The organism is Arenibacter sp. ARW7G5Y1, assembly GCF_003201775.1.
Taxonomy (GTDB): domain Bacteria; phylum Bacteroidota; class Bacteroidia; order Flavobacteriales; family Flavobacteriaceae; genus Arenibacter.
This window is the reverse complement of sequence record NZ_QJJZ01000006.1, coordinates 85231-112181: the sequence shown is the minus strand read 5'-3', so window position 1 is coordinate 112181 and position 26951 is coordinate 85231. Positions and strand designations below refer to the sequence as shown.

Annotated in this window: 22 protein-coding genes and 1 pseudogene; 13 read left to right on the top strand and 10 right to left on the bottom strand. The window is 39.5% G+C overall.

Translation table 11 applies throughout. From position 1 onward, the window contains the following. Positions 1–45 precede the first annotated feature (45 nt). Entirely contained in the window at positions 46–1089 is a 1044-nt protein-coding gene (thiL, locus tag C7972_RS10730) for a thiamine-phosphate kinase (RefSeq protein ID WP_110356174.1), read from the bottom strand. Between the two features lie 299 nt (positions 1090–1388). Beyond that, positions 1389–2846 carry a Gfo/Idh/MocA family protein gene (locus C7972_RS10725; protein WP_110356173.1) on the bottom strand — a complete coding sequence of 486 codons (1458 nt, stop codon included), beginning with the start codon at positions 2844–2846 and terminating at the stop codon, positions 1389–1391. A gap of 324 nt (positions 2847–3170) precedes the next feature. Here C7972_RS10725 and C7972_RS10720 point away from each other — a divergent pair, with 324 nt between their 5' ends. The 11 genes and pseudogenes from C7972_RS10720 (at position 3171) to C7972_RS10670 (ending at position 14797) form a co-directional block, all read left to right on the top strand. Beyond that, positions 3171–6089: a PA14 domain-containing protein gene (locus C7972_RS10720; protein ID WP_110356172.1), complete on the top strand. Its 2919-nt coding sequence runs from the start codon at positions 3171–3173 to the stop codon at positions 6087–6089. Between the two features lie 350 nt (positions 6090–6439). Further along, complete coding sequence (locus C7972_RS10715) at positions 6440–6769, top strand: iron-sulfur cluster assembly accessory protein (protein ID WP_110356171.1); 330 nt, start codon at positions 6440–6442, stop codon at positions 6767–6769. Positions 6770–6868: 99 nt separating this feature from the next. Continuing rightward, positions 6869–8314, top strand: a complete 1446-nt coding sequence (gene sufB, locus C7972_RS10710; protein WP_110356170.1) for a Fe-S cluster assembly protein SufB — start codon at positions 6869–6871, stop codon at positions 8312–8314. Positions 8315–8457: 143 nt separating this feature from the next. Beyond that, entirely contained in the window at positions 8458–9210 is a 753-nt protein-coding gene (sufC, locus tag C7972_RS10705; protein WP_110356169.1) for a Fe-S cluster assembly ATPase SufC, read from the top strand. A gap of 65 nt (positions 9211–9275) precedes the next feature. Then, positions 9276–9652: pseudogene (locus C7972_RS10700) on the top strand (four helix bundle protein). A 32-nt stretch (positions 9653–9684) separates the two neighbouring features. Beyond that, positions 9685–11001, top strand: a complete 1317-nt coding sequence (gene sufD, locus C7972_RS10695) for a Fe-S cluster assembly protein SufD (RefSeq protein ID WP_110356168.1) — start codon at positions 9685–9687, stop codon at positions 10999–11001. Positions 11002–11043: 42 nt separating this feature from the next. After that, positions 11044–12270 (top strand): aminotransferase class V-fold PLP-dependent enzyme, encoded by a 1227-nt coding sequence (locus C7972_RS10690; RefSeq protein WP_110356167.1) that lies wholly within the window; start codon positions 11044–11046, stop codon positions 12268–12270. Between the two features lie 106 nt (positions 12271–12376). After that, positions 12377–12799: a SufE family protein gene (locus C7972_RS10685; RefSeq protein ID WP_110356305.1), complete on the top strand. Its 423-nt coding sequence runs from the start codon at positions 12377–12379 to the stop codon at positions 12797–12799. A gap of 59 nt (positions 12800–12858) precedes the next feature. Continuing rightward, entirely contained in the window at positions 12859–13191 is a 333-nt protein-coding gene (locus C7972_RS10680; protein ID WP_110356166.1) for an SUF system Fe-S cluster assembly protein, read from the top strand. A gap of 95 nt (positions 13192–13286) precedes the next feature. Then, on the top strand, positions 13287–13790 hold the full coding sequence (locus C7972_RS10675) for a DUF2480 family protein (protein ID WP_110356165.1): 504 nt from the start codon (positions 13287–13289) through the stop codon (positions 13788–13790). A gap of 74 nt (positions 13791–13864) precedes the next feature. Then, positions 13865–14797 (top strand): DUF3078 domain-containing protein, encoded by a 933-nt coding sequence (locus C7972_RS10670; protein WP_110356164.1) that lies wholly within the window; start codon positions 13865–13867, stop codon positions 14795–14797. Between the two features lie 660 nt (positions 14798–15457). Here C7972_RS10670 and C7972_RS10665 read toward each other — a convergent pair. Together C7972_RS10665 and hflX are read right to left on the bottom strand one after the other, a co-directional pair. Beyond that, positions 15458–15847: a hypothetical protein gene (locus tag C7972_RS10665; protein ID WP_146216305.1), complete on the bottom strand. Its 390-nt coding sequence runs from the start codon at positions 15845–15847 to the stop codon at positions 15458–15460. Positions 15848–16686: 839 nt separating this feature from the next. Next, positions 16687–17898, bottom strand: a complete 1212-nt coding sequence (hflX, locus tag C7972_RS10660; protein ID WP_110356162.1) for a GTPase HflX — start codon at positions 17896–17898, stop codon at positions 16687–16689. 77 nt (positions 17899–17975) lie between these two features. On the opposite strand from hflX, the gene C7972_RS10655 reads away from it, so the two are divergent. Then, the gene (locus C7972_RS10655) at positions 17976–18950 is read left to right on the top strand and encodes an endonuclease/exonuclease/phosphatase family protein (RefSeq protein ID WP_110356161.1); all 975 of its coding nucleotides are present in this window, start codon (positions 17976–17978) and stop codon (positions 18948–18950) included. Between the two features lie 150 nt (positions 18951–19100). Beyond that, entirely contained in the window at positions 19101–21305 is a 2205-nt protein-coding gene (locus tag C7972_RS10650) for a S8 family serine peptidase (protein ID WP_110356160.1), read from the top strand. Positions 21306–21330: 25 nt separating this feature from the next. On the opposite strand, the gene C7972_RS10645 is transcribed toward C7972_RS10650, so the two are convergent. The 6 genes from C7972_RS10645 to hemB all read right to left on the bottom strand — a co-directional run bounded on the left by C7972_RS10645 (position 21331) and on the right by hemB (position 26882). Continuing rightward, positions 21331–22044 (bottom strand): 3'-5' exonuclease, encoded by a 714-nt coding sequence (locus tag C7972_RS10645; RefSeq protein WP_110356159.1) that lies wholly within the window; start codon positions 22042–22044, stop codon positions 21331–21333. Positions 22045–22351: 307 nt separating this feature from the next. Beyond that, the gene (locus C7972_RS10640; RefSeq protein WP_110356158.1) at positions 22352–22825 is read right to left on the bottom strand and encodes a methylated-DNA--[protein]-cysteine S-methyltransferase; all 474 of its coding nucleotides are present in this window, start codon (positions 22823–22825) and stop codon (positions 22352–22354) included. Continuing rightward, complete coding sequence (locus C7972_RS10635) at positions 22825–23946, bottom strand: CNNM domain-containing protein (protein ID WP_110356157.1); 1122 nt, start codon at positions 23944–23946, stop codon at positions 22825–22827. Before C7972_RS10635 ends, C7972_RS10640 begins: the two co-directional genes overlap by 1 nt. 48 nt (positions 23947–23994) lie before the next feature. After that, positions 23995–25314, bottom strand: coding sequence for a serine hydrolase (locus C7972_RS10630; RefSeq protein ID WP_110356304.1), 1320 nt, complete (start codon positions 25312–25314; stop codon positions 23995–23997). A gap of 10 nt (positions 25315–25324) precedes the next feature. Beyond that, the gene (locus tag C7972_RS10625; RefSeq protein ID WP_110356156.1) at positions 25325–25837 is read right to left on the bottom strand and encodes a DinB family protein; all 513 of its coding nucleotides are present in this window, start codon (positions 25835–25837) and stop codon (positions 25325–25327) included. A 70-nt stretch (positions 25838–25907) separates the two neighbouring features. After that, the gene (gene hemB, locus C7972_RS10620) at positions 25908–26882 is read right to left on the bottom strand and encodes a porphobilinogen synthase (protein ID WP_110356155.1); all 975 of its coding nucleotides are present in this window, start codon (positions 26880–26882) and stop codon (positions 25908–25910) included. Positions 26883–26951 lie beyond the last annotated feature (69 nt).

Below are 26951 nucleotides of genomic sequence, written 5' to 3'. Positions count from 1 at the left end.
TCGGGAATTCTTTTTTTAAAATTATCCTATCAAATCTTTATCACATTATGAAAATGAATTCCAACCCTGTGCGGTAATGGGAATTTTGGTATTGCTCCTGGAAATCAAATGAACGCCTTCACTCTTATCCGTCATATGTCCCACTACCGTAAGATGTGGATTGCCCTTTATTTTTGGAAAGTCCTTTTGGTCTATGGTAAACAATAATTCATAATCTTCACCTCCACTTAGGGCTACTAGTGTGCTATCCATTTTAAATTCTTCACATGCCGAAATTACCGTTGGATCCAGCGGAATTTTATCCTCGAATAAATTACAGCCCACCTCACTTTTATCGCATAAATGTAAAATTTCAGAGGAAAGTCCATCACTGATATCGATCATGGAGGTAGGGAGAACCTCCAACATTTCCAACAGGCCTTTTATATCCCTTCGGGCTTCGGGCTTTAATTGACGTTCAACAATATAGGTATATGGGGATAGATCTGGTTGATTGTTTGGATTTACCTTGAAAACTTCCTTTTCCCTTTCCAAAACCTGTAAACCACAGTAGGCACCACCTAAATCTCCCGAAACCACTAAAAGATCATTGGGTTTGGCCCCACTTCTATATGCTATTTCCCCTTCTTTGGCTTCCCCTATGGCAGTAACACTGACCAACATTCCTTTGGTAGAGGAAGTAGTATCCCCTCCCACAAGATCTACCTTGTAGATTTCACAGGCCAAGGCAACCCCGCTGTAAAATTCTTCCAAGGCTTCCAAAGGAAATCTATTGGAAACCGCAATGGAAACAGTTATTTGTGTGGCTGTGGCATTCATGGCATAGATATCGGATAAATTTACCATAACCGACTTATAGCCCAAGTGTTTTAGGGGCATATAGCTGAGGTCGAAATGCACACCTTCTATCAAAAGATCCGTAGATATAACGGCTTTTTTGTCTTTAAAATCCAATACGGCAGCATCATCGCCTATGCCTTTTAAGGTGGAGCTATGTTGTAAGGTGAAATTTTTGGTAAGATGTTTTATCAATCCAAACTCTCCCAATTGATCCAGTCCGGTCTTTTCTTGATTCTTGTCTTCTATCATGCTGCAAAAATAAGGAGTAAATCCATTATATCCTTAAGAAAGAATCTATAAGTAAACAATCTTGGGGTTCTCCTAACTTTTTGTAGGGCCTGCCTGTTGATAGGCAGGGTGGAAACTGCTATTTTGGGTCGTTCCGCATGAGATGGGTTAAATGTTACTATAAGCGGATGGCCCCAATATATGTCGTTGCAGCATACTCGTTTATTTTGAGAATTATGCATTAAAAAAACCGGACCTATATAAGTATTCCAAACATACTTAAAAGTCCGGCATTTTTAAATCAAATTTTAATAAGTGGTCTATCCCAAAGAATATCCTGCTCTATAATTACGTTTTACATACTTGTTGGCAGGTTCAAAGTTGGTAACCTTCATATTCTCTGCATCCCATAACAAACGTTTTCTACCATAGTACTGTGAACCACCGCTCCAGAATCCTTTGCTTTCTGCATTGGGGTCAACTTCAAAATAGGCTTTTAACGCCAAGTTACCTATTAGGATACTTTCGGTAAACGGACCGGCATAATCGAAGGAAGAACTGGTTTCGGCATTGCCATAACCGGCCATACAGGCATTTACCCATTGTAGGTAGTGACCTTCCGGCACTCTGGCGATAGTTTCCGGAACATCGAACTGTTCATTTAATGATAATGGTAGCAATCTTGGGTTGGCACCATAACAATCAGCCAATAATTTACCTTTGGTACCAATAAATAGTACTCCTCCATCCCAGTTGCCCAGTGCTTCGTCATCACCCATTTCATCTGGTCTTTCTGGCAGTAGTCCACCATCCATCCATGTAACTTTTACTGTGCCTTTGCCATCGGTTCTTGGATAGCTTAGGTGTATTTTACTGGAATTGGGGAAACTCTTAGGATAATCAGCTGTTTCAAATTTCCCTTTAAAGGAATCGGAAACGCTACATTCCACTTGGTTTGGATAGAGAATAGGTAGAATTCTGTAAACAGGATCCATTATGTGGCAGGCCATGTCACCTAGTGCCCCTGTTCCAAAATCGGACCAGCCTCTCCAATCAAAAGGAAGATAGGCATCGTTATAATCGCGCATTTCAGCAGTTCCCAACCACAGATCCCAATTTAAGCCTTTAGGTATTTTGTCTTTTTTGGTTGGAGTTTGTAAGGCCTGTGGCCAAATGGCCCTGTTGGTCCAACATTTTACGGTGTGAACATCACCTATGATACCTGTGTCATAAAGTTCCTTCATTCTCCGTACTCCATCACCGGAACCACCTTGGTTGCCCATTTGGGTAACTACTTTGAATTTTTTTGCAGCTTCGGTAAGCATTCTGGCTTCCCAGATATCATGGGTTAGGGGCTTTTGAACGTAGACGTGTTTGCCCATTTGCATGGCCATATAGGCTGCAACGGCATGATTGTGATCCGGAGTCGATACCGATACGGCATCAATATTGTCCTTTTCCTTTTCCAACATTTTCCTAAAATCGGCATAATATTTAGCCTTAGGGAACGATTTCCTGGACTCAACGGCCTGTCTGTCATCAACATCACAAAGCCCAACTATATTAACATTGGGACTTTCTGCGAAAGATGCAATATCACTTCTACCTTTACCACCCGCACCAATACCGGCAATATTTAATTTGTCACTTGGGGCAACATAACCCGGACCTCCCAATACGTGTCTTGGGACAATCATAAATCCGGCAGTTGCCAAGCCGGTACCTTTAATAAAATCTCTTCGCGAATTGTTACTAAATGCGGTCTTTTTTTTGGACATAATTTTTGAAAGTTTTTCTATTTTTTAAAATGGATTTGAATTTAATTTAATTTTTTGTAATCTGCATAAGGATGTTTTAATTAATTTCTATATATTTTGTTAATTTATCCGTTGTGGCCTTGGAACTATAATTTGGGTCGTGGGCTTTACATGGATTTTATGTATTGATAATTAGTGGTTTAATCCAATAATATGAGGATCGGAGGCACTTTAATATATAATTGTATTTTACAACTTTAATCGTTTAAGCAAATACTACTGTATTTGTATACTTGTCATAACTTGCAAACTTAATTTTACATAAAGGCTTTAACTAGTTAAGAAATGAAATATTTTGAGTTCTCCAGTTTGCCCATTATCCTGTTTTTAATAGGTCTTAATTTCTCATGTGATCATAAAGTAAAATATGATAGACCAATAGATACCTGGGTCTTTAGATCTGTCATGGACAAACAGCCTCGAATGTTGACCGTGGCCTTGAATAAGGATTTGTATACTTGTTACAATTTACAATCCGGAAATTTATACAAAGTATGGAAGGGCGGGGTTAATTATGAGGGGGCCGTTTATACCACAGCACATGGTATTCAGCCCTCGAGTTTTGGTTTTGCTTATATACAGGATGATTCCCAAGAAACACAATGGAGGATAAAAAGTCATGAGGGTCTTGAAATTCCTAAAATCAATTACTTGGGGTATTCAATGATAAATGGTCAAGTAGGAATCAACCTTGAATTGATTTCAAAAACTGGAAATTCGGTCAAGGTTCGTGAAATTCCGGAGTACGTTCTTGAGGAAGGCCGTTCAGGATTGGTTAGGAATTTTACTATTCTTGAAGGCTCGTCCAATGATTTGGTAGCGGTATTGAATTATGGTACGGACCATAAATTGATATACAAGGAAATCCTGAAAGGGGGGAAACGGCGGGGTAATAACAATGGCTTGGAGCTTGCAAAAAATACTGTGGTTGAGACGTATTTTAATCCTGTTCCGGCAGACTGGAAAGAACCTATTTCAGAGGATACCGGAATGAAGGTCATTGGCAGAAAAATGGTTGAAGGTAATGATTGTAGTGCCTGTCATCTACCAAACGAAAACTTGGTTGGCCCTGCATATGATTCCATAGCGAAGAGATACCCTTTTGATTGGGCCACTGTTGATGCCTTGGCGGACAAAATTAGACTGGGCGGAACTGGGAACTGGGGTACTATCGCCATGACCCCCCATCCTGATATTTCAAGGTCCGAAGCACAGAATATGGCCTATTATATTTTGTCTTTGGATGCCGAGCCCGAACCCGAGAAAAGGGTAGTGGATATTGCGTTGAATACAGCGGACATCACTTTTGCCATGGACAATGTTGACCGAAGGGGTGGCGATAACACTGAAAAACAGGCAGGGGTGGCCGTAAGTTTTTATTTGGTCAATGATAGTGGTGATCTGTATGAAGATCTTACCAAAAGTACCCTCCCAATATTAAGCGGAATTGCACCTGCAATTCATTTACCAACTTCAGGGGTGTTGGGGGAGATCAATGAACATTTCTATATGGAGTTTAAAGGATTTATAAAATCTGATGAAAGGGTAAACAAAACCTTTAGGCTAATTAGTGATGACGGTTCTGTATTGAAACTCAACGGTTCCGAAATAATAGATAATAGGGGAGATCACGGTGCTGAAGCCGTAAACGCCTTGGCAGTTTTGGAAAAGGGATGGAACGAATTCTTGTTACAATTTCAACAAGGTGGTGGAGGGTATGGCCTTTCACTTCAATGGTCGGATGATGGGGAACAATTTACGGTGGTCCCGGATTCCGTATTTTATCACGATACCAGTGCGTTTCGAAAATTATTGCCGTATGTTTCAAGAAAGGCAAGTACAGTTCCTGGAGACCAAATGCCCTTGAATGCAGTACACCCATCATTTGACATGTTTCAGGCCAAACCCTCGGAATTTCATCCTAGGATAGGGGGTATCGACTTTATAGACAGGGATAAAATGGTCATCTGTACTTGGGATGCCACTGGCTCCGTATATATTTTGAAAAACTATAATACCGAAGACCCGGAATCTATAGAAGTAAAACAAATAGCTAAGGGATTGGCCGAGCCTTTAGGGATTAAAATGGTGGATGGGGAACTGTATGTGTTGCAAAAACAGGAACTCACCAAACTGATCGATACCGATGGGGATGGTATCATTGACGAGTACAAAAAGGTTTGTGATTCTTGGAACGTTACTTCACATTATCACGAGTTTGCCTTTGGTCTTGTTTACAAGGAAGGAAGTTTTTATGCCACCTTGGCAACGGACCTGGGTTCAGAATTTAAAGAGGTAAAGGACAGGGGTAAGGTGGTGAGAATTAGCAAGGATGGTAGTGAGGTTGAGATTATAGCCGAAGGCTTTAGAACTCCCAATGGCATTGCAGAGGGACCGGATGGTGCTTTATATGTTGCGGATAATCAGGGAAATTGGATACCCACTAGTAAGATTGTACGGGTTGAAAAGGGAAAGTTTTACGGATTTAAACATGCGGATTGGGAGCGGGTAAAGGATTATGATGAGGATCCTCCGCTGGTTTGGCTACCACATGGCGAAATTAGCAATTCCCCTAGCCAACCTGCAATTTTGAATATTGGACCGTATAAGGATCAAATGATTCATGGGGATGTTACCCACGGTGGCATTAAAAGGGTGTTTATTGATGAGGTTGACGGTGTAAAACAGGGCGCTGTTTTTCGTTTTATTCAGGGATTGGACGCAGGGATCAATCGGACGGTCTGGGGACCCGATGGTAACCTATATGCCGGTGGCGTGGGCTCTGGTGGGAACTGGAGGCATGAGGGCCGATTATGGTATGCCCTTCATCGATTTGAATACAATGAAAAATCCACCTTTGAAATGTTGGCGGTCCGTGCGAAAAGTCATGGAATGGAAATTGAATTTACCGAGCCGATAGCTGCAGGTGAAATAATGACTGCCGATGGTTTTGAGGTGCAACAATTTTATTATGAAGCCACCGAGGACTACGGAGGACCAAAATTGGGAGAGGAGTCGCTTAAGATCAAATCGGTGAACCTTTCAGCAGATAGGAAAAAAGTATTTTTGGAGATACCTGGTATCCAAGAAAACAGGGTGGTTTACATACATATTGCAAAGCCTTTAAGAAGTGAAAATGACCAATCACTATGGTCAACGGAAACTTGGTATACCATGACCAAAAAACCTGGGGGCAGCCCTTGAAATAAAAACCCTTAAATCCTAGAGTTAAATTGTGTTCAAGAACTAGACTGTTGGTCAATAGTACAAACGGCCTGGATATTTAGCGTGTTTATTATTGCTTGTATCTGATAATTTTTTTAATGGGAGACCATTGGATATAGGCTATGCTATGGGGTTTCCGAACGTTGTTTAAATAAAAAGTCTTGGCTAGGTTTCCACGAAAGATCCATTCGAAAAAAAATCCATTTTAATGCTCCTAACGGCCATAAGAAATTTTGATTTGGCTATTCGTTATATTAATGTTAGGAAATATGGTAAAACCCTACTTATGTAGTATATTTGTAAACTATTTAGATTAAATCCAATTAAGTATGATTAAAGTATCTGAAACAGCTAAGCAGAGGGTGATGGCCCTAATGGCCGAAGGAGGCTTTGATGCCAACAAGGATTATGTGCGGGTAGGTGTTAAAAGTGGAGGTTGCAGCGGATTGTCCTATGAGCTTAATTTTGATAAAAAGACCACGGAAACCGATAAAATTTTTGAGGATAATGCAGTGCGTATTGTAGTGGATAAAAAAAGTTTTCTTTATCTGGTTGGAACGGTACTGGAATATTCCGGGGGGCTTAATGGCAAAGGTTTTGTATTTAACAACCCCAATGCCCAAAGGACTTGCGGATGTGGAGAGAGTTTCTCTCTTTAAAAAAGCAAAGATGTACAAGAATAAATGTGCCATTGGGTGCATTAGAGATGATAAGTAATTAACCAATTGTTCCATGGAACAATTGTTAAATTAGGAAGAATGGCATATACAGAGGAAGAATTAAAGAAGGAACTGGAAACCAAGGAGTATGAATATGGTTTCTACACAGATATAGAATCGGATACGTTTCCAAACGGTTTAAACGAGGAAATTGTTATCGCTATTTCCAAAAAGAAGGAAGAACCCGAATGGATGACCTTATGGCGATTGCAGTCCTTTAAAATTTGGAAGGATATGGTGGAGCCCGAGTGGGCAAATGTTAAATATAAAAAACCTGATTTTCAGGCCATTTCCTATTATTCCGCACCTAACAAAAAACCCAAATACGAAAGTTTGGACGAGGTAGATCCAGAATTACTGGACACCTTCAAAAAGTTGGGTATTTCTTTGGACGAACAAAAGAAATTGGCAGGGGTGGCCGTCGATATCGTTATGGACTCGGTATCGGTCGCTACCACTTTTAAAAAGACACTTGCCGAAAAAGGAATCATATTTTGTTCCATTTCAGAGGCCATAAAAGAGCACCCTGAGCTGGTAAAAAAATATATAGGTTCGGTAGTTCCGCAAAAGGACAATTTTTATGCAGCCCTAAATTCGGCGGTTTTCTCTGATGGGTCTTTCTGTTATATTCCAAAAGGCGTCCGATGCCCTATGGAGCTATCCACTTATTTTAGAATCAATCAGGCCGGAACCGGACAGTTCGAAAGAACTCTCGTTATAGCCGATGAGGGCAGTTATGTGAGTTATTTGGAAGGATGTACCGCACCGTCGCGTGATGAAAACCAATTGCATGCCGCAGTGGTAGAATTGATTGCTTTGGATGATGCCGAAATAAAGTATTCAACAGTGCAGAACTGGTTCCCAGGAAATAAAGAAGGTCAAGGGGGTGTTTTCAACTTTGTAACCAAAAGGGGGTTGTGCGAAAAGAATGCAAAAATTTCTTGGACACAGGTCGAAACGGGTTCGGCAGTCACTTGGAAATATCCATCCTGTATTCTTAAAGGGGATAATTCCATTGGGGAATTCTATTCCATTGCCGTAACCAATAATTATCAACAGGCTGATACCGGTACCAAAATGATCCACTTGGGGAAAAATACCAGGAGTACTATTATTTCCAAGGGTATATCGGCAGGGAAGAGCCAAAACAGTTACCGTGGTTTGGTACAGGTAAACAGTAGGGCGGAAAATGCCAGAAACTTTTCCCAATGCGATTCCTTGCTTATGGGGAACGAATGTGGGGCACACACTTTTCCCTATATAGAAGTCAAGAACAAGTCGGCACAGATAGAACATGAGGCCACCACCAGTAAGATCGGGGAAGATCAGATATTCTATTGTAACCAGAGGGGTATCAATACGGAAAAGGCAATTGCCTTGATCGTAAACGGTTTCAGTAAGGAAGTACTGAATAAATTACCAATGGAATTTGCAGTGGAAGCCCAAAAATTATTGGAAATAAGTTTAGAAGGATCTGTAGGATAGAGGAAAAAATTCCTAGAGTCCTGTTTCGTTGGGGCAGGGGCCCTTAAGAAATTATATAAATGCCCCTTTCTTTAAACATATAGAGAAGATTTAATAAAATGCCGAAGGCGCCCAATTATTTAAAATAATTAGAATTAAGAACAATGCTGAAAATTAACAACTTACACGCTAGAGTAGAGGATAAGGAGATACTAAAAGGAATAAACTTAACGGTAAATGCAGGGGAAGTACATGCTATTATGGGGCCTAACGGTTCTGGGAAAAGTACCTTGGCTGCCGTAATTGCCGGGAAGGAAGAATTTGAAATTACCAAAGGAGAGGTATTTTTGGAAGGTGAAAATTTAGAGGACACCTCACCAGAAGATAGGGCACATAAGGGAATATTTCTTTCCTTTCAGTATCCTGTTGAAATTCCAGGTGTTTCCGTTACCAACTTCATGAAAACAGCGATCAATGAGTCTAGAAAGGCAAAAGGTTTGGAAGATATGCCTGCCAAGGATATGTTGAAATTGATCCGTGAGAAATCGGAATTGTTGGAGATCGATAGAAAATTTTTGTCGCGCTCCCTTAATGAAGGCTTTTCAGGTGGGGAGAAAAAGCGTAACGAGATTTTTCAAATGGCGATGTTGGAACCTAAATTGGCCATTTTGGATGAAACGGATTCCGGTTTGGATATCGATGCCCTGCGTATTGTTGCCAATGGGGTAAATAAATTAAAGAGTAAGGATAACGCTGTAATAGTTATTACCCACTACCAACGTTTGTTGGAATACATTGTCCCTGATTTTGTGCACGTTTTGCACAACGGAAAGATCGTTAAATCCGGTACTAAGGACCTTGCTTTGGAATTGGAAGAAAAAGGATATGACTGGTTGAAACAGGAAACTGTGATATAGTTATAAGGTTCAATGTTGAAAGTTTGAAAGTCAAAATGGCGTTCTAATCTAATTATGGATTGGAAATGGCCAAAATAAATTTGTTTGGGGAAATAAATGCTTGGAAAGAGAGTATAGATTTCAACAAGGTAATTTATGATTTGACGATTAAGGGTGAATTTGAAAAATATTTTGATTTAAAGAGACAGATTAGGAGAGCTTCAGTATCAATAAGTTCTAATATTGCAGAAGGGTTTGAAAGAAATACGAATAAGGAATTTATCCACTTTCTTACATTTCAAAAGCCTCTGCGGGAGAGGTTGGATCACAGTTGTATTTAGCATTGGATTTGGGGCATTTGGAGGAGAAGCAGTTTATTTTATTAAAGGAAAAAATTGAAAACATATCTATAATGTTAAGTGGATTTATAAAGAATTGGATAAGTAGACAAGGCACTTTATAACGTTTAACATTTAGACATTACAACTTGTAAAAATGGATTTAAAAGAAAAATTAGTTTCCTCATTCTTGGCTTTTGAAAATGGTGTGGATGTAGATCATCCGGTACACGATATACGCTCAGAGGCCATCAAGAATTTTGAGACAAAGGGGTTTCCTACCAAAAAGGAGGAGGCTTGGAAATATACTTCCTTAAATACACTACAGAAAATAGATTTCAGCATCTTTCCTAAAAAGGAAAGCATGTTGGAATACAGGGATGTGAAAAAATACTTTCTACATGAAATAGACACCTTTAAAATTGTATTTGTAGATGGGGTATATAGTTCTTTTTTGTCGGAGACAACCCATGATGGAGTTGATGTGTGTTTAATGAGTTCGGCTTTGAACAAGCCTATGTACCAGCAGATAATAGATGTTTATTTTAATAAAATAGCCTCCAAGGACGATTCGTTGACTACCTTGAACACCGCTTTTAGCCGGGAGGGAGCCTATATCTATATTCCCAAAAACAAGATTCCCAAAAAACCGATTGAAATTGTTCATTTTTCAACAGGGAATGAAGCAGCGTTATTGTTGCAGCCAAGAAATTTGATCATTGCAGAGGAAAATGCGGAAATGCAGATAATAGAACGGCATCAGAGTTTAACGGCCAATGAAGTGTTTACCAATTCGGTAACAGAAATTTTTGCTGCCAAGAACGCTCATGTAGATTACTATAAGGTCCAGAACGATTTAACAACCGCCTCATTGATAGACAATACTTATATTGACCAGAAAGATGGTAGTGTAGTAAACGTCCATACCTTCTCCTTTGGAGGAAAATTAACGCGGAACAACCTTAACTTCTATCAAAATGGGGAGCGTATAGATTCTACCATGAAAGGGGTTACCATAATTGAGGAAAAGCAACATGTGGATCACCATACCCTGGTGCACCATATTCAGCCCAACTGTGAAAGTCATCAGGATTATAAAGGGATATATGGGGAAAATGCCACAGGTGTTTTCAACGGTAAGATTATAGTGGACAAAATTGCCCAAAAGACTAACGCCTTTCAGCAGAATAACAATATTTTGGTTAGTGACAAGGCTACCATTAATACGAAACCCCAGTTGGAGATTTTTGCAGACGATGTGAAATGTTCACATGGTTGTACCATAGGGCAATTGGATGAGGAGGCATTATTTTATCTACAGTCTCGGGGAATTCCAAAAAAAGAAGCACGGGCATTGCTTATGTACGCCTTTGCCAATAACGTTTTGGAAAGTGTGCGAATTCCTGAATTAAAGGTTAGGATCAACAAATTAATTGCCAACAAATTGGGAGTTCGTTTAGGGTTTGACCTATAGAAAGTTTCTATTCAACGTAATTTCCAGCATTGAATTTTTAACATGATACAAACTGTTTTCGATATATTGAGCATACGTAAGGACTTTCCTATCCTAAATAGGAAAGTAAACGGCTATCCTTTGGTATATCTGGACAATGCCGCTACGTCCCAGACCCCTAAAAAGGTTATAGATACCATTGTGGATTACTACAGTAATTACAATGCCAATATCCATAGAGGGGTACACTCACTGTCCCAAGAAGCAACGGACGTCTATGAACAGGCGAGGCAGAAAATACAAAGGCATTTTAATGCCGCTAGGCCACAGGAAATTATTTTTACGTCTGGAACTACCCATGGTATAAACTTAGTAGCCAATGGTTTTACCTCTTTATTGGAAAAAGGTGATGAAATTATAGTTTCCGCATTGGAACACCATTCCAATATTGTGCCATGGCAAATGCTTTGTGAACGCACCGGTGCTGTTTTAAAAGTGATTCCAATGAATTTGGAGGGCCAATTGGTTATGGGGGAATACCATAAATTACTCTCCCAACGTACCAAACTGGTATTCTGTAACCATGTTTCAAATGCCTTGGGTACCATTAATCCTATTGAGGAAATTATTGCCGCAGCCCACAAGGTAGGTGCTGCCGTCTTAATAGATGGGGCTCAAGCAGCTCCGCATATAAAGGCTGATGTTCAGAAACTGGATGTTGATTTTTACGTGGTTTCTGCCCATAAAATGTGTGGTCCTACTGGAGTAGGAATGCTCTATGGCAAAGAGGAATGGTTAAATAAATTGCCACCTTACCAAGGAGGGGGCGAAATGATTGCAGAGGTAACCTTTGAAAAAACCACCTATGCCGAACTTCCCCATAAGTTTGAGGCAGGTACTCCCAATATTTGTGGTGGTATAGCCTTTGGGGCTGCCTTGGATTATATGAATGCCATTGGATTTGATGCCATTGCCCAATACGAACAGGAACTTTTGGAATATGCAACCCAAGAACTTCTGGCCATTGATGGATTAAAAATATACGGGGATACCAAGGAAAAAACAGCCGTGATTTCTTTTAATATTGAAGGACTCCACCCTTATGATATTGGGAGTATATTGGATAAACTAGGTGTTGCTGTAAGAACAGGACATCATTGTGCCCAGCCTATCATGGATTTTTACAAAATTCCAGGTACCGTACGGGCAAGTTTTAGTTTCTACAATACCAAGGAAGAAGTAGATATACTGGTGTCCAGTGTGCGGAGGGCAAAAACAATGCTATTATAACTTCATTTGGTTAATTTTCAATCTTTTAAATAGTTGATAGGCAAAATTACTTGTTGTATTTTTGTTTGGAATTGTTACCATTATACAATGGGCACAAAATTTTGATATGGGTATAAAAGAAATTCAGGAAGAGATAGTTGATGAGTTCTCAATGTTTGAGGACTGGATGCAGCGCTATGAGTATATGATAGAGCTTGGAAAATCCTTGCCAATGATCAAAGAACAGTATAAGACCGACGATAATATTATTAAAGGCTGCCAGAGCAAGGTTTGGGTACATGCTGAACTGGAAGGTGATAAATTGGTTTTTACTGCGGATAGTGATGCCATTATTACAAAAGGTATCATTGCTATTTTAATAAGGGCCTTTAGTAACCAAAGGCCTAAGGACATAATAGAGGCCGAGACCGATTTTATTGACGAGATCGGATTGAAGGAACATTTATCGCCTACTAGGGCCAATGGCTTGGTAAGTATGATAAAACAATTGAAATTGTATGCCGTGGCATACCAAACACAATTAAATTAATTGGTCCTGCCATAAGAATTGATGCACTGACCTCTTTTGGACCATAAATAATTAAAACAATGAGTGAAGAAATAGAAACCATGGACACCCAGGAATTGGGCGAAAAAATAGTAAGGGTACTAAAAACCATTTACGACCCCGAAATACCTGTGGACATTTATGAATTGGGCCTAATTTATGATGTTTTCGTCAACGAGGACAATGAAGTTAAAATTTTAATGACCTTGACTTCGCCGAACTGTCCTGTTGCCGAGTCGCTCCCAATGGAAGTGGAGGAAAAGGTAAAATCTATAGACGAGCTAAAGGATGTTGAGGTAGAAATTACTTTTGACCCCCCATGGACCCAAGAATTAATGAGTGAAGAAGCCAAATTGGAATTGGGAATGCTATAGCTGTCCTGTAATCCCATCTAGCAATAAGAAAATACCCAATTAATTGGTAGGATTGGATCTGTCGATCAAAAGTGATATTCTAAAACCGAAGATTTATGTCTGAAATAATAAATCGAGTCTCCCAAAGTAAATTGGTGACCTTTAACTTAGAGGATTTATACCCCAATGGGGAAAGGATACTCATGGACATTAAGGATTGGTTGTATGAGGGCTTAATCCTTCGGGAAAAGGAATTTCGGGCTCATTTGGAGAAACATGATTGGACTAAGTACAAAGGTGCATATGTGGCATTAAACTGCACTTCCGATGCCATTATTCCGGGTTGGGCGTATATGCTTATAGCTACCAAACTACAACCTTATTCCAAACAAATTATTATTGGGGATTTGGAAATGTTGGAATCTTCCCTTTATCAATCCATTTTGGAAGATCTGGACGTGTCCGAATTTGTGGACAAACCGGTAATCATCAAAGGCTGTTCCAACAAACCTGTACCACCCAATGCCTATTTATGGGCCACTACCAAAATTCAGACGGTAGCCAAAAGCGTAATGTACGGGGAAGCCTGTTCTTCGGTGCCTTTGTTTAAGGCAAAATAACGACTGATAACATTCTTACTCTTTATCCAATATTCCTTATTTTTGCCCTAACTATAAATAAAACACTAATTGTTATGAAGAAAATTGTACTAGCAATAGTCGCTTTGTTGGCTATGAATATTACTGTTGCCCAGTCTTTAGAGGAGTTAAAGGCGGAAAAGGCAAGTAAAAAAGATTCCATTGCGGCAATACAAGGAAGGGTAGACGCCATTCAAGGAAAAATAAATGCCATACCCGGATGGAAAAAAGGCGCTTTTGGAACCATTGGTGCCAGTCTTTCCGGATTTAACAATTGGTATTCCAAAGGCACTCCAAATTCCAGTGCAGGGAATATAGGTATTACTACCAATGCCTTCGCCAATCTTAATCAACCTAAATATTTCTGGAGAAATTCATTGAATATCAATCTTGGGTGGGTAAAAATAGATGATAAGGATATTGATACCGATGATGATAGTTTTCGTTCCGCTACGGATGTTTTTAATATCACCTCGTTGTACGGGCGGAAATTGAGCGATAAGTTCGCTATATCTACTCTGGGGGAATATAGGACTACGATTATTGATAATTTTAATGACCCAGGCTATTTGGATATTGGAGTTGGTGCAACCTGGACCCCTATTACCGATTTGGTGGTTGTTATTCACCCCCTAAACTACAATTTTGTGTTCAGTTCCGGAGATACCGTTTTTGAATCCTCCTTAGGGGCTAAAATTGTGGCCGACTATACAAAGAAATTAGGGGATGTTAATTTTAAGACCAATTTATCCCTGTTTCAAAGTTATAAGAGTGCAGATTATTCCAACTGGACTTGGACCAACTCTTTTGGATATACTTTATGGAAAGGTATTGGTCTAGGGTTCGAATTTGGCCTAAGAAACAACAAGCAGGAAGCTTTAAACTATGCTTTGGGCAATCTGGATGTAGGAGATCCAATCCCTACTTTTGCGTCAATCGACAACGATTTACAGACCTATTGGCTGTTCGGTCTAAACTATTCGTTCTAAAAGACGATATTGATCGGTATAATAAAATAAAATGGCCCTCAAAGAGGGCCATTTTTGCAAAGTAGGATTTGTCAATTTTGGTTAAGCGGTATATATTTTGAATTCCAATTGGAAAAGTATTTCTTTTAATTGTTCAGCTAATATAACAAGTAGCTATTTGGCAGTTAAATTTTTGTTGTGAATATAGGGCATCATGTGGTGTGCGAATTGAAGAGTGGGGTGGCTTAGCTACGAAATGTATTTTAGTGGCAGGAAGTGCATAGCATTTTAAGGATTGCTATGGCCAGTATTGTATTGCCGCCTATTTACCGATATTTCCGTGGTGAACGGAGTTTTCTATAGCATACCTGTTTTCTCTTTGTTGGTAAAATACGGGTTGCGGAGTGGCTCACTTACTGTTATTTTATACCAGTTGATATTTATTATTATCTTGGAGCCCTTTTCAGAATTCGGCTACTTTAAATGTAAATTATAGTTCCCTTTTATTTGAACTATGTAATACTTATCAGCGAAAAAACCTCCTTAAAATGTTGATTCATATGCATTTAAAAGAAGTTAAAAAATGTAGACTATTAAATCAATTGATTGTTGGTTGTTCCTGTCTTTCTACCGCATATTTTCAACTATTTATGTAATTCTAAAAACCAAAGATATCAGGGTTTAGTCGTCTACACCAAAAGCCGATTCACAACCATTCCAGACATCCTCAATATCTTGTTCCAATTCACGCTTTCTTTTATCAATCCTAGCAAGTAAATCCAGATACTCTGCTTCTGACATACAACTAGAATCCACTGCTAATTCCTCTTCATTATCTTCCAAAAGGTTTATTTGGCCAGTTGTCATTGTTCGGGCAAAAACGCAATTTTCATACGATTTCTCCCTAAAATTACCTTCTTCATCGAAATAGATGACATTTTTGTACTTTTCATCTAAGTCATCTAAACCTTTTTTGGCCTCACTAAAGCATTTCGATTCACCCAAATTGTCTATTCCACAACTCATAAAAATCGACAATACCACCGTTATACAAATTATTCTACTTCTCATTATTTTAGGTAATTTATAGGTTATAATTATTAATTATCAAAAGACCCGAATGGGCTTCCCGTCTAAACTAATCCTTAATATCTTATTCTTGCTTTGGTAGAAAAGGCTAAATATTAAGCGAAGCCTTCAATAGATCGAAGTTATAAAACTGTAAAGGAGTATCATATCACATATGTAACAGAGTGTCCAAAATATGTAACACTGTTTTAAATAACCATAAACTATTGGTGTATGTAATGGTATGGCTTAGAGCCATTTCGAAGTCAATCTAGTATCTTGATTCCTTGGATTTTCTTACAGAATAGGAAAAGCGCATGATTTTGTAAGACATTGCCAAATCCTTTTTAAAAATTGAAAAATAAGCGTTAGAAGTTATGATGATGAACATAATTCACAATAAAAAATGCCCCTCGAGAGAAGGGCATTTTTTTTTAGTTAAGTAGGCATTTCTAGTAAAATTTGGCTAATTAAAGCTCTTACTTTAAGGTTAAGTGCCGATTTGGGGAAAAGGCACTTCGAATTAAGTTTTGTATTCAATTTGGGGTTAAACACTATCACTTAAATACAATGTAAAGATATAAGGAATAGGTAGTTATGTTTAATTTTTGTTGTGAACGCGCTCTAGAATGTTGTGAAAAAAATCAACGGTATCCTTTCTTCGATGAACGGCAATAGGTTTATACCCCATTGGTTTCATTATAAGTGATGATAATGCCTTACAAGGATTTTTTATCCGCTATTTAATGTCCCTGAACATTGTCCTCCAAGTCCGTAATCAGAGGGATACCCTCACGTATTTAAGATGGGAATCGGCAATTAAACCCTTGTATGGCATTAATTCAATATTCATCCAAATGTTCTGGATATAGAAAGTTGTTGTACGGAAATCGGGTGATGTGTATGTCCCGGACCTCGTCATAGACACGTTTTCTGAATTCTTCGAGGTTTTCTTTGTTCAGGGCCGAAATGAAAAGGGCCCTGTCGCCAACACGGCGCATCCAAGTATTCTTCCACTCTTCAATAGAGAAGTGTTTGTTCGTTTTTTCGGTGATCAGGTCATCATCGTCTATGGTCTGGTGTTCGTATTGATCTATTTTGTTAAAGACCATGATGGTTTTTTTATCCGAACTTTTTATTTCAGCAAGAATTTGGTTTACCGAATCTATATGCTCTTCAAAATTTGGATGGGATATATCAACTACATGTAGTAATAGATCTGCTTCGCGCACCTCATCCAAAGTACTTTTAAAACTTTCGACCAATTGTGTGGGCAGTTTTCTAATGAATCCTACCGTATCACTCAATAAAAAGGGAAGGTTACCTATCACTACTTTTCTAACCGTAGTATCCAAGGTGGCAAAAAGTTTGTTTTCGGCAAAGACATCACTCTTGCTAATAACGTTCATCAGGGTGGATTTGCCCACATTGGTATACCCTACCAAGGCTACACGCACCAATGCACCACGATTGCCCCGTTGGGTTTCCATCTGCTTATCTACCTTCAACAATTTTTTCTTTAGAAGGGAAATTCGGTCACGAACAATACGCCTATCGGTTTCGATCTCCGTTTCACCAGGTCCACGCATCCCAATACCCCCTTTTTGTCGCTCCAAGTGGGTCCATAATCCGGTTAGTCTTGGGAGTAAATATTCATATTGGGCCAGTTCTACTTGGGTACGGGCATAGCTGGTCTGTGCTCTTTGGGCAAAAATATCCAGGATAAGACTGGTACGGTCAAGGATCTTACATTTCAGTTGCCTTTCTATATTCCGCTGCTGTCCTGGTGTAAGTTCGTCATCAAAAATAACGGATCCAATGTCGTTGCTTTTAACATAGGCCTCCACTTCCAACATTTTACCACTCCCAATATAGGTTTTGGGGTTGGGCAAGTCTATTCGTTGGACAAAGCGTTTACAAACCTCCCCACCGGCAGTGTAGGTAAGGAATTCCAGTTCATCCAAATATTCGTTTACCTTTTCCTCATTCTGGTCCTTGTTCATTACCCCTATGAGTACTGCTTTTTCATATTCTATTGTCTTCTTCTCTAGCATATATCAGTTTAAAGTACAAATCTAATCAATACTTGCCAAGGGTTTTTCGTAATTTAGCAATCGATTAAAAATTTTGGATGAAATTTTCATTTTTTAAGAAAAAATCGATCAATACCCTCCACACTGTGGCATTCTACAATCTAGAAAACCTATTTGATGCCAAAAATGACTTCAAAACCCTGGATGATGATTTTACGCCCAATGGATCTAAAAAGTGGACCCCAAAGCGCTATCGGAATAAGTTGTCAAGACTGGCCAAAACCATTGGCGAAATTGGACGCGAATCTACAGGGTTTCCTCCGGTCTTGGTTGGTGTTGCCGAGGTTGAAAACGGGAAGGTAGTACAGGATTTGTTGTCCACAGATCCTTTAAATAATTACAATTATCATTATGTTCACTATGATTCCCCGGACGAAAGGGGAATAGATAATGCCTTGCTATATAATAAGGATAATTTTGAAGTATTAAACTCCGAAGCTATTCCTTTGATAATACATAATGATAATGGCCAACGCGATACCACAAGGGATATTTTGTATGTAAACGGGGTTTTAAATGGTGAAGAGGTTCATATTTTTGTAAACCATTGGCCTTCGAGAAGGAGTGGGGAGGTAGAAACCGATTATAAGCGTATTGCTGCAGCCAAGACTATTATTGATTTTATGGAGGATTTGGAGCTACGCATTGAAAATCCCAATTATATTGTAATGGGCGATTTTAATGACGGTCCTTCATCTGCCAGTCTCCAGACCCTGATGAGTAGGACTAGCTTGCATAATCCTATGGAGAAATTAAAATCTCCTGACAGGGGAAGTGCCAACTATAGAAGGTCTTGGAGTCTTTTCGATCAAATTATAGTGTCCCATAACTTTTTCAATTACGAAAAAGGCACCCATAGTTTTTGCGAAGCCAATATTTTTGATGAGACCTTTTTAACCGAGTTCAAAGGGAAGTATAAGGGCAATCCGCGTAGAACCTATGTTGGAAGGAGATATATGGGTGGATTCAGTGATCATTTTCCAGTTTACGTACAGTTTAAGTACAATATTTAAATTATTCTTTCCTTCAAGAGAAGCGTTCATGTCGTTTTTTTGACTGTTCACAACAAAACCATGCGTTTCATCGAATAAAAAGGTGCGTTAATCGATAATATTTGCTTGTTGTGGTATATTTGTAGTCCAAATCTTACTATAAACTTAATCATGGCTTACGCAAACCCTACTTTGTTAAAGATTGGCAAGTATTTACTTCCACTAGCCTTTTGCCTTGCTACCTATAACTCGTTTGCACAAACCGAGAAACAGATCCATGTTATTAAGGATAAATACCGCAGCTCAAAGTTGGGCGTGTTTACCAATGACCTTAAAAGGAATTTTGACAAGGAGAACAATAGCTTATTGCAGGCCGCGAAGACAAATGGTTGGAAATTGACCGAAAGATTGGCAGATGGAAATTTTAGCGAGCTTACTTCTATAGGCGATGATGGAACCCCTCTTTATTATAGCACCTTCAGTACAGAATTAAATACCGCTACCAGAGCCAACGCCTTACATGATAATGGGTTATTGGATTTGGGTATTAACGGAGAGAATATGTTGGTAGGGGTATGGGACGCAGGAGCCGTTTTAGCAAACCACAAAGAATTTGGGAATAGGGTACAGATTTTGGACCAGAGTGATATTGTGGATTCGCACGCCACAAGGGTCACTGGAATTTTGGTTGCAGAAGGACTGGATAAAAAATCAAAAGGAGTGGCATATAAGGCTAAGGCTGTTTCCAATGACTGGAGAAGGGATAAAATTGAAGCTGCCGAGATGGCCGCCAATGGCTTACTATTGTCCAACCACTCCTACGGAATTATGTCTAACCGAGTGCCAGATTGGTATTTCGGGTCTTATATTCAAGTTTCAAGGGATTGGGATAAAATAATGTACAATGCTCCCTATTATTTAATGGTGACCGCTGCAGGGAATTCCCAAAAAAGTAAAGATAACGAGGCTCCTATTTTTGGTTCGGCTTCCAATGGTTTTGATTTGATGTTGGGATTTGCAACCTCGAAAAATGGCGTCACGGTTGCTGCGGCAGATATTGAAACCAATGATCAAGGGCAATTGGTAAGAGCTTCAGTGGCCTCCTATTCCAGTTTTGGTCCTGTTGATGATGGTCGTATTAAGCCAGACATTGCGGCCTATGGAACGAATATTTACACTACTGGTATTGCGAACGACACTAGGTATGAGACTGCTAATGGAACATCTGTGGCTACACCGGGAGTAACAGGATCTATGTTGTTGATCCAGGAATATCACGAACAAATGGAAGGTAGTTTTATGAAGGCTGCCACGCTAAAAGGATTGGTACTACATACTGCAGACGATGTTGATGCTCCGGGTCCCGACTATAAAATGGGTTGGGGAGTTATTAATACAAAATCGGCTGTAGAGGTAATAACAAATAAGGGGTTTTCTACCATGATTTCGGAAGAAACCCTTTTGGAAGGTGAAACAAAGACCTATACGGTAATGGCCAATGGACTAGAACAGTTATCTGCTTCAATTTCTTGGACAGACCCTGCTACAGGAGCGGTAAATTCCGGAACTTTAAACGATATGTCCGCAGCCTTGGTGAACGATTTGGATATTCGGATAATTAAGGACGGCAAGACATTTTTACCATGGAAACTGAATGCAACCAAGGCAGATGCTCCAGCCGCTAGCGGAGACAATAGAGTGGATCCCTTTGAAAGAATAGATATTCAGAATGCCAAAGGGGAATATACCATAACAATTACCCATAAAAATACCCTTAGCCAAGGGCCTCAGAATTTTTCCCTTATTGTTACGGGGATTGCCCTTACCGATTGTGTTCTAGTTACCCCGGAAGATATTGAACTTACCACCTCCGATGATACCGGGGTAAGGTTGGATTGGACTGCAAACACAGATGCACTTTTCCAAATTGAATATAAAAAGAAAAGTAGTAACGAATGGAATGTGGAAACAACCTTCGATAACTTTATTAGCCTAAATAATCTAGTAGAGGGAATGGAATATAGCCTTCGGGTAAAGACATTTTGTTCCGAAAATATAAGTTCCGAATATAGTGAAGAATACGAATTTACCTTTAAGGGAAGCGAAACCGAACTTATGGATTATATGGAATATGAAACCTTGACTTTGGAAGTACAGTTTTCCATTTTCCCCAATCCCGTGCAGACCTCAATGACTATTAATGGAGATGTCTCGGAGGATGCCATGTACAAGATTGTTTCTCTTAACGGCATCGTTGTAAAATCCGGTAAGGCGGAGCATAGGCAGATTTATATTGCCGACCTTACCACTGGCTTGTACGTGCTAACCCTTGCAGACCTAGAAGGATCAAAATCCATTAAGTTCTACAAGTCCTAATCTAAAAGCATCAATAGCCAAGATCTTATATTCTTTTAATTTCACTTTCATCCAATAGTTCATCGTTCCGCAAACGTAAAAACACCTGCGCTGTAGTGATCACATCCAATTCACAGTATTTTACGATGCGATCCAAATCCTTCTCCTCATAGTAAACGGCTTTTACCATACTGCCGTCTATATCTTCTTTAGGAGAGGGAATGCCAAGAATATTGGCCATAAGCTTAAGTGAAGTGTAATGCTTGTAGTCTCCAAACTTCCATAGTTCCATAGTGTCCAAATGAGCTATTTCCCATGGCTTTTTACCAAAAAGGTCCAACTTGTTGGGCAAATCAACCTTATTGATGATCATACGTCTAGCGATATAGGGAAAATCGAATTCCTTGCCATTGTGCCCGCATAGTAGGTGATGGGGACGATTGAAATGAGTATCCAACAAATTCTTAAAATCTTTGAGAATCTTTGGCTCCTCCCCATAAAATGAGGTAACCCTAAACGTCCGATTGTCCCCTTTGTAATTAAAGTATCCAACCGAAATTGTAACTATCTTTCCGAACTCTGCCCAAATTCCAGCCCGGTCATAGTATTCTTCAGCTGTATATTCGTCTTTTCGTTGGTAGAGCGACTTATGTTCCCAAAGTTCTTTTTTGGTGTCGTCCAGCTTATTAAAATTCTCTTCTTCCGGAACCGTTTCAATGTCCAAAAAGAGTATGTGTTCCAAGTTAATTTTATGTAGCATTCAAAGTTTATTATTACCTAAATGGCTCGATTATAATTTTGATAAAACAAGGTGAATTATAAATATACAAACAAATTTAAAACTGTTGTTTTGGGCATTTTCCCTATTGTTTAGATTCAATTTAGGGTATATTGGGCGGGAAGCACAAGAAGGTATTAACCGACCATACGGTTGGTACACAACTATGAGTTACCGTTACATATTTGGGATATTTCCATAAAGAACACAGAAATACCGATGTAAGTCTACCAAGGTATACAAATAAGGCCCTAAAGGATGATATACCGACCGAAGGGTCTGTAAAAAATTAAAACAGAGTTTGTTGCTTTACGGGACTCTCGTGTTCCAAAAGCCATTTTTTACGATGCAATCCACCGGCATATCCCGTTAAGGAACCATCGCTGCCAATGACCCGGTGACAGGGCACAACTATCCATAAAGGATTTTGGCCATTGGCCGAAGCTACGGCCCTTATGGCTTTAACATCGCCCAACGTTTTGGACAGCTCCAGATAGGAAACAGTTTTGCCATAAGGAATTTGTTGTAGGGCCTGCCAAACCTTTTTTTGAAAATCTGTTCCTTCGGGGTTGAGTGTTAAGCTAAACTCCTTTCTTGTACCTTCAAAATATTCCCGAAGCTGGTATACCGCATCCTCGAGCAATTCAGGAACAATATCCGATAGTTTTTCTTCACTATCGAATACAGTGATGGAAGTTAATCCGTTTTCATCACCTTCAATTTTTGCTATACCCAAAGGCGTGTTTATATATACGGCCTCCATTATTCCTTATTTCTCTTTCCTTGAATAATTCCGAGACGTTTGGCCCTTTCGTTCCAATTTTTTCGGGCGAGGTGTTGTAGGTTTTCCACACTATCGCTTTCGTCCATTATTTCGAGGCCCAATAAGGTCTCTAAAATGTCTTCCATAGTTACTACCCCACTAACTGAACCGTATTCATCCACAACAAGGGCTATATGCTCCCTTTTGGAAATAAAGGTTTCAAATAACTCAGGAATAGGAGTTTGTCGGTTACTTACCAATATCTCCCTTTTAATACTGGACAGTGGTGCACTGCCATTTTTTTTGATTATTTCTTCCAAAATCATGTCCTTTAAAACGAACCCAGTAATATTATCCATTTTTTTACTGTATACGGGAATTCGTGAAAATGGCATTTTGGGGTTGGCATTATAAAATTCCTTAATGGTGGTGGATTCCGAGGCAATTTTTACCACGGCCCTTGGAGTCATGATGTCCTTTACCTTGATTTCGTCAAAGTTCAGGAGGTTTCTGATAATGGTGGATTCCGATTCTTGAAAAACCCCTTCCTCATGGGCAATATCGGTCATGGCGCTAAAATCTTCCCTGCTAAATACACTGCCATGCACGCCTTTTTTACCGACCAGTCTTGTGAAAAGTTGCAATAGCCAAAGAATTCCTGTCCAACGAAGGGCCCACACCATTATTTTTAGGGAAGTTGTGGCCGCGTGCGCCAATTGTTTCCAATAGGTGGCACCAATTGTCTTGGGAATTATTTCGGAGGCTACCAAGATCAAAATGGTCATGATGGTAGAAACCAATCCCACCATGGCGGCTTCGGTAAATTCCATTCCTAAAATGGATTTTTCGGTATTTCCGTAAAGTTCGGAGTAAGCTACTTTTGCCTGCACCCCTACTAAAATTGCCCCTACTGTATGGGCTATGGTATTTAAGGTGAGAATGGCTATAAGAGGCTTGTCCACATCCTTTTTAAGGATTTCCAGATCCTGTGCATAAGATTTGTCCTCTTTTATCTTTAGGTTGATAAAAGTTTGGGGAACACTCAGAAGCACTGCTTCTAAAATGGAGCATAGAAAGGATACGAGGATGGAAATAAGTGCAAAAAATATTAATAACCCCATATAAATGTATAAAACACTAAGGTACTAATAAATTCAGAAATTCTTAACTCAATCCATCATAGCGTCGTAAAATACTTGCTGTACGGCGGAGCGGATATTGTATTTGTATATATTGCCATGTGTTCTACTGGGATATACACGGTTGGACAGAAATATGTATACCAATTGGGCTTTCGGATCGGCCCAAACAAATGTTCCTGTAAACCCACTGTGTCCAAAACTGTCAGCACTGGCGCTTGGGGCCGGATAGGAATCGGCTAAGGTAAGTTCATGATTGTTCAAATCGGGTTTATCGAATATTAGCCCCCTTCTATTGTCATTTTCGGGATATTGTACTTTGGTAAATTCCTTCACCGTGGCCTCGGACAAATACCGCTTACCTCCATAAGTACCATAATTCATGTACATCTGCATCATTTTTGCCAAATCCGTTGCCGAGGCGAACAGCCCTGCGTTTCCTGATACCCCGCCCATTAAAGCTGCGTTTTCGTCATGGACCCAATCTTTGGTCAGTTGATGTCTGAACAAGGTGTCGATTTCCGTAGGGACTATTTTGTTTTGGTAATTTTTTGTTTTGGGATTGAACCCCAAAGTAGTGGCCCCCAAAGGAGCATAAAAGTTTTGGGTTACATAGGCTTCATAATCCGTATTGGTAAGTCGTGAAATGATTTCGGGATAGAGTAAAAAAGTAAGCCCGGAATACTTGTACTTTTTTATTTCCGACACCTTAGAGCGATTGATGTGGCGATATATTTTGTTTTTAAACCTATCCTTGATATAGATATTGTCATAGGCTCTAGTGTTGAATTTACGACCAGGCTCGTGTCTTACAAAACGATTTTTTACCGAACCATTCCTTTTCATCACCTCTTGAAGGAAAATTATATAGGGAACCAATCCCGCCTGATGGGCAAAAACTTCCCTTATCGTCAGCGATTTTTTATCCTTTCTTTTGCTCCATTTAGGCCATAGGGTACTGAAGGGCGCATCCAAATCCAGTTTTCCCTCGTCATGTAATTTCATCAAGGCTGGTAGTGGCCCCATTATTTTGGTTACTGATGCCAAATCGTAGATATCCGTTAGACCTACAGGCTGTAAACTGTCATAGGTGTGAAACCCATAGGCTTTATGAAAAATGATTTTGTTGTTCTTGGCCACCAATACCTGTGCACCTGGGAAGGCTTCCTCCTTAATGGCAAAGGTCATTATTGAATCTACTTTGGAGTGGATAAACAATGAATCCATTCCGACAGCCGACGGATGATCATAGCGAAGTGTCTCCAGATTAGTTGTTTGTGCCGCTAGGAGATGTATATTTATAAATATACTTAACAGTATAATAATGGCACCATAATTACTTCTTTTCATAACAGATGAATTACCAACCCACATATTTTGGGGGTTCAATATTATTGAGATTTAAATATACAATTAATTGACCCCGGTGATGGGTTACATGGTCCTGTAAAAGATTCAATATTTGTAATCTGGATTTTTTACCGGCAAAAAATTCAACTTTTTCCGAAAGCGTTGAAGAAGGGGTGTTTTTTAGAATAGTACCAACCCGATCAAAACTGTCTATTAACGATTTTATAATTTCTTCCTTTGTTGGTGTGGAGTTTATATCTGTTTTATTGTCAAGTTTTTGTCCGCCGAAATAGGTGCTGCATAACCAATCCATATTGCCCTTTATATGCAGTAACTGATCTTTAAAAACCTTTTGTCTTTCAGTAGGCTTAAAATTATATTTCTCTGCAGGCATGGCTTCTGCTATATCCACTAGATAAGTTTTGGAATTTTCCCATTTTTCCAAAAAAGTGGGAATAACAAGGTCCTGGGATTGTAGGGGGACCACAAAAAGAATAATAAGTACAAAAAGCAAATCTTTCATATGCTAATAATGTAAGTTTAGTGCTAAATAACTTTTGGCAAGGCCTAGGATGAAAGGTGGTACACCTTATTTATCCCAATACGCGGACTACATCCTTGGCAAAGTAACTGGCAATGATATTGGCACCGGCCCTTTTTATGGCGGTCAACTGCTCCATCATAACGGCATCGTGATCCAACCAACCCTTTTCGGCTGCAGCCTTAACCATAGCATATTCCCCTGATACCTGGTATACTGCCACGGGAACATCCACCTCATTTTTAATTTCCCTTACTATATCCAAATAGCAAAGACCAGGTTTTACCATTACGATATCCGCACCTTCATCAATATCCATTTCGGTTTCCTTAATGGCCTCAAACCTATTGGCGTAATCCATTTGGTAGGTTTTTTTATCTCCAAAGCCTGGAGCCGAATCCAACGCATCCCTAAAGGGACCGTAAAATGCACTGGCATATTTGGCACTATAGCTCATAATTCCAGTATCTATAAACCCTTCATCTTCCAAGGCCTCCCGAATGCTCAATATTCTGCCGTCCATCATATCACTGGGCGCAACGAAATCGGCCCCGGCTTGGGCATGGCTCACGCTCATATTGGCCAAAACCTCCACAGTATCGTCATTAACGATCTGTCCGTTTTCCACTATACCATCATGTCCATAGGAGGAATAGGGATCCAATGCAACATCGGTCATAACCAACATCTCCGGACAAGCATTTTTAACCGTTTTAATGGCCCTTTGCATTAACCCCTTGGGGTTTACGGCTTCCTTACCTTTATTGTCCTTTAAATGGTCTGGCACTTTCACAAAGAGAAGTACCGATTTAAGTCCCATGGCCCAAAGTTCTTTTACTTCTTTTTCCAATAAGTCCAGGCTGTATCTGTAGTAATTGGGCATGGATGCAATTTCTTCCTTGACCCCATTTCCTTCCACAACAAAAAGGGGTACTAAAAAATCATTTGGAGCGATAATAGTTTCACGGACCAAGGACCTTATGGCCTCATTGGTACGGAGTCTTCTGTTTCTTTTAAGTGGATACATTGTTATGTTAATTTTAAAATTCAAAGATAGGGGAACATGTCCTAAATTGTATTAAATGGACGGGTTAAT